General features: G+C 49.4%; 2 tRNA genes and 3 rRNA genes. All 5 read right to left on the minus strand.

Annotated elements, in window-relative coordinates:
* Positions 1-57: 57 nt before the first annotated feature.
* A 5S ribosomal RNA gene (gene rrf, locus K7R10_RS15225) occupies positions 58-165 on the minus strand.
* A 129-nt stretch (positions 166-294) separates the two neighbouring features.
* A 23S ribosomal RNA gene (locus K7R10_RS15230) occupies positions 295-3,123 on the minus strand.
* 345 nt (positions 3,124-3,468) lie between these two features.
* A tRNA-Ala gene (locus K7R10_RS15235) sits at positions 3,469-3,542 on the minus strand.
* A 152-nt stretch (positions 3,543-3,694) separates the two neighbouring features.
* A tRNA-Ile gene (locus K7R10_RS15240) sits at positions 3,695-3,768 on the minus strand.
* A 160-nt stretch (positions 3,769-3,928) separates the two neighbouring features.
* Positions 3,929-5,448, minus strand: a 16S ribosomal RNA gene (locus K7R10_RS15245).
* The 16S, 23S and 5S rRNA genes sit together here with 2 tRNA genes alongside, the layout of an rRNA operon.
* Between the last annotated feature and the right edge of the window lie 15 nt (positions 5,449-5,463).

The raw sequence follows: 5,463 nt of genomic DNA on the forward strand, positions 1-5,463 counted from the left end.
AGAACGGAGGGGTCTTAAAACAAAAAACCCCCATCATTTTCATGATGAGGGTTTCAAAGAAGGCGGCGACCTACTCTCCCACTTGCGTAGTACCATCGGCGCTGGCGGGCTTAACTGCTCTGTTCGGAATGGGAAGAGGTGAGCCCCGTCGCTATAACCACCTTAAATCGTCTCAGTGATTCACACTGTAATAAAATAACATATTGAGATAAAAAGAGTATCTAATTTGATAAGAAGCGTTTTTGCAAGTCAAAGAAGCGCGCCCCCTGCCCTTTTGCTGGCAGGGGACTCCTGTACATAAGCTTACGGGTTATTAGTACTACTCGGCTGTGACATTACTGCCTTTACACCTGTAGCCTATCAACGTGATCGTCTCTCACGACCCTTTAAAGAAATCTCATCTTGTGGCGGGTTTCGCGCTTATATGCTTTCAGCGCTTATCCCTTCCCAACATAGCTACGCTGCAATGCCCTTGGCAGAACAACAGCTACACCAGAGGTTGGTCCAACTCGGTCCTCTCGTACTAGAGTCAGGTCCACTCAAATTTCTAACGCCCACAGTAGATAGAGACCGAACTGTCTCACGACGTTCTGAACCCAGCTCGCGTGCCACTTTAATGGGCGAACAGCCCAACCCTTGGGACCTTCTCCAGCCCCAGGATGTGACGAGCCGACATCGAGGTGCCAAACCCCCCCGTCGATGTGAGCTCTTGGGGGAGATCAGCCTGTTATCCCCGGCGTACCTTTTATCCTTTGAGCGATGGCCCTTCCATACGGAACCACCGGATCACTATGCTCTACTTTCGTACCTGATCGACTTGTAGGTCTCTCAGTCAAGCTCCCTTTTGCCATTGCACTCTACGCACGGTTACCAAGCGTGCTGAGGGAACCTTTAGAAGCCTCCGTTACTCTTTTGGAGGCGACCACCCCAGTCAAACTACCCACCACGCACTGTCCTTCTTGCTTAAGAAGTTAGGCTTCAGATAAGTAAAGGGTGGTATTTCAACAATGACTCCACAACACCTGGCGATGCTGCTTCAAAGTCTCCCACCTATCCTACACATCACTTATCCAAAGTCAATACGAAGCTATAGTAAAGGTGCACGGGGTCTTTTCGTCCCACTGCGGGTAATCGGCATCTTCACCGATACTACAATTTCACCGAGCTCATGGCCGAGACAGTGTCCAGATCGTTACACCATTCGTGCAGGTCGGAACTTACCCGACAAGGAATTTCGCTACCTTAGGACCGTTATAGTTACGGCCGCCGTTTACTGGGGCTTCAGTTCAATGCTTCGCCGAAGCTAACATCTCCCCTTAACCTTCCAGCACCGGGCAGGTGTCAGGCCCTATACTTCATCTTTCGATTTCGCAGAGCCCTGTGTTTTTGATAAACAGTCGCCTGGACCTTTTCACTGCGGCCCCACCCAATGGATGGGGCGACCTTTCTCCCTAAGTTACAGGTCTATTTTGCCTAGTTCCTTAGCCATGAATCTCTCGAGCGCCTTAGAATACTCATCCCAACTACCTGTGTCGGTTTACGGTACAGGCTGCATGTCTCGCTTTTCTTGGAAGTCGATCCGCTGGATTATCACCGCAGCCGAAGCTTTAGTGTACTATCGGGGTGTTACCACTCCCTTCAACGTGCTATTCCGTCAGCACGCACCAACTTTTCGCCTCCGTCACTTTTAATGACATGCAGGTACAGGAATATTAACCTGTTGTCCATCCACTACCCCCTTCGGGTTCGCGTTAGGCCCTGACTAACCCTCAGCTGATTAGCATAGCTGAGGAAACCTTGGTCTTTCGGCGTGCGGGTTTCTCGCCCGCATTATCGTTACTTATGCCTACATTTTCTTTTCTATACGCTCCAGCAAACCTCACAGTTCACCTTCAACGCACATAGAATGCTCCCCTACCACTTTATTCAAAGTCCATAGCTTCGGTGGTATACTTATGCCCGATTATTATCCATGCTCGATCGCTCGACTAGTGAGCTGTTACGCACTCTTTAAATGAATGGCTGCTTCCAAGCCAACATCCTAGCTGTCTAAGCAATCAAACCGCGTTTATTCAACTTAGTATACACTTGGGGACCTTAGCTGATGGTCCGGGTTCTTTCCCTCTCGGACATGGACCTTAGCACCCATGCCCTCACTGCTGTAAAACATTATATAGCATTCGGAGTTTGTCAGGAATTGGTAGGCGGTGAAGCCCCCGCATCCAATCAGTAGCTCTACCTCTACATAACTATTACAACGCTGCACCTAAATGCATTTCGGGGAGTACGAGCTATTTCCGAGTTTGATTGGCCTTTCACCCCTACCCACAGGTCATCCGAAGACTTTTCAACGTCAACCGGTTCGGGCCTCCACTATGTGTTACCACAGCTTCACCCTGCCCATGGGTAGATCACACGGTTTCGCGTCTACCACTACTAACTCTAGCGCCCTATTCAGACTCGCTTTCGCTGCGGCTTCGTGACTGAATCACTTAACCTCGCTAGTAACGGTAACTCGTAGGCTCATTATGCAAAAGGCACGCCGTCACCCCCTAAAGGGCTCCGACCGCTTGTAAGCGTATGGTTTCAGGTTCTATTTCACTCCCTTATTCAGGGTACTTTTCACCTTTCCCTCACGGTACTGGTTCACTATCGGTCTCTCAGGAGTATTTAGCCTTAGCGGATGGTCCCGCCAGTTTCACACAGGGTTTCACGTGCCCCGCGCTACTCAGGATACCACTACGAATTAATTACCTTTCCCATACGGGACTATCACCCTCTATGGTCGATCTTTCCAGATCGTTCCGGTTCAGTAATCAGTCGATGTCGTGGTCCTACTACCCCGCAAGTGCCGTAACACTTGCGGTTTGGGCTACTCCGATTTCGCTCGCCGCTACTCTCGGAATCACTGTTGTTTTCTTCTCCTCCGCCTACTTAGATGTTTCAGTTCAGCGGGTTCGCTCATCTTACGATGTGACTGGCCTTCAACCAGCCGGGTTGCCCCATTCGGATATCTGCGGATCATAGTGTATGTGCCACTCCCCACAGCTTTTCGCAGCTTATCACGTCCTTCTTCGCCTCTGAGAGCCTAGGCATCCCCCATACGCCCTTACATAGCTTATTGTACTTTTTGCTCTTTGTATTCTTGCGTATGATTCCACACCACTCGTGCAAGTGGTATGAAACCTAGATTCTTACTTTATTATTTAAAAATTTTGCCGTCACTGCTCTAAAACAAGCAGCAACAAACAAGCTTTCTCGTATCTCTTTATCTCAATATGTCAATGAACGTTTCTAAACTTTCTCCCTATCGGGGTGTTGCCTAAAGGCAACCTCCGAAGTGGATCCAGTCCTGCAAATGCTCCCTGCTTGCCACTTGGCAAGAGCCCTTTGATCTTCCAAAACCCGCAGAAGTAAACTCCCGGTGTTTTGTCTGATCAAATCGCTGTTTCAGTGCGCATTTGATCGTGGAGAATATCGGAGTCGAACCGATGACCTCCTGCGTGCAAGGCAGGCGCTCTAGCCAGCTGAGCTAATTCCCCATAATCTCTAGTTCTGAGTTACAAGGCCTGAGTCATGAGCTTTTCATACCTCAAACAACTCCGCTCCTAGAATTTCCAATACATCTTTTTAAAGAACTTATCTTTCAGTCTCTTTTATCTGTAGCCTGGGCTACCCTAAGACCTTTTTTAAGTAGTCTCGGGCAGACTCGAACTGCCGACCTCTACATTATCAGTGTAGCGCTCTAACCAGCTGAGCTACGAGACTTTTTTCAGTTATCAGTGTTCAGTTATCAGTCAGCAGTGCTCTATTACACTCTTAACTCGTAACGCGTAACTCATAACTTAAAAAATTATTGACAGCTTAAGCAAACTCATCTCTTTCTAACTCCTCGTTAACATCTCATTAGCTGAGATTCTTTCTCTAGAAAGGAGGTGTTCCAGCCGCACCTTCCGGTACGGCTACCTTGTTACGACTTAGCCCCAGTTACTAGTTTTACCCTAGGCAGCTCCTTTCGGTCACCGACTTCAGGTACCCCCAGCTTCCATGGCTTGACGGGCGGTGTGTACAAGGCCCGGGAACGTATTCACCGGATCATGGCTGATATCCGATTACTAGCGATTCCAGCTTCACGGAGTCGAGTTGCAGACTCCGATCCGAACTGAGATCAGTTTTATAGATTCGCTCCTGCTCGCGCAGTGGCTGCTCATTGTACTGACCATTGTAGCACGTGTGTGGCCCAGGACGTAAGGGCCGTGATGATTTGACGTCATCCCCACCTTCCTCTCGGTTTGCACCGGCAGTCCCGCTAGAGTCCCCATCTTTACATGCTGGTAACTAACGGCAAGGGTTGCGCTCGTTATAGGACTTAACCTGACACCTCACGGCACGAGCTGACGACAACCATGCAGCACCTTGTAATCTGTCCGAAGAAAAGTCTGTTTCCAGACCTGTCAGACTACATTTAAGCCCTGGTAAGGTTCCTCGCGTATCATCGAATTAAACCACATGCTCCACCGCTTGTGCGGGCCCCCGTCAATTCCTTTGAGTTTCATTCTTGCGAACGTACTCCCCAGGTGGGATACTTATCACTTTCGCTTAGCCGCTCAGCCCGAAAGCCGAACAGCTAGTATCCATCGTTTACGGCGTGGACTACCAGGGTATCTAATCCTGTTCGCTCCCCACGCTTTCGTCCCTCAGCGTCAATGACGTGTTAGTGATCTGCCTTCGCAATCGGTATTCTGTGTAATATCTATGCATTTCACCGCTACACTACACATTCTAACCACTTCACACGTATTCAAGACATACAGTATCAAAGGCAATTTTACCGTTGAGCGGCAAACTTTCACCCCTGACTTATACATCCGCCTACGGACCCTTTAAACCCAATGATTCCGGATAACGCTTGCACCCTCCGTATTACCGCGGCTGCTGGCACGGAGTTAGCCGGTGCTTATTCGTACAGTACCGTCATCGAGCCACACGTGGCTCTTATTCTTCCTGTACAAAAGCAGTTTACAACCCATAGGGCCGTCTTCCTGCACGCGGCATGGCTGGATCAGTCTTCCGACCATTGTCCAATATTCCTCACTGCTGCCTCCCGTAGGAGTCTGGTCCGTGTCTCAGTACCAGTGTGGGGGATCTCCCTCTCAGGACCCCTACCTATCGTTGCCTAGGTATGCCGTTACCATACCTACTAGCTAATAGGACGCATGCCCATCTTCTACCGCCGAAGCTTTAATGATCAAACCAGGCGATTCGATCATACTATGGGGTATTAATCCGGATTTCTCCGGGCTATCCCCCAGTAAAAGGTAGGTTGCATACGCGTTACGCACCCGTGCGCCGGTCTCAAGATTAGCAAGCTAATCTCTACCCCTCGACTTGCATGTGTTAGGCCTGCCGCTAGCGTTCATCCTGAGCCAGGATCAAACTCTTCATTGTTAATCTGTCAATATG

It is taken from the genome of Robertkochia aurantiaca (assembly GCF_020166495.1).
Lineage (GTDB): Bacteria > Bacteroidota > Bacteroidia > Flavobacteriales > Flavobacteriaceae > Robertkochia > Robertkochia aurantiaca.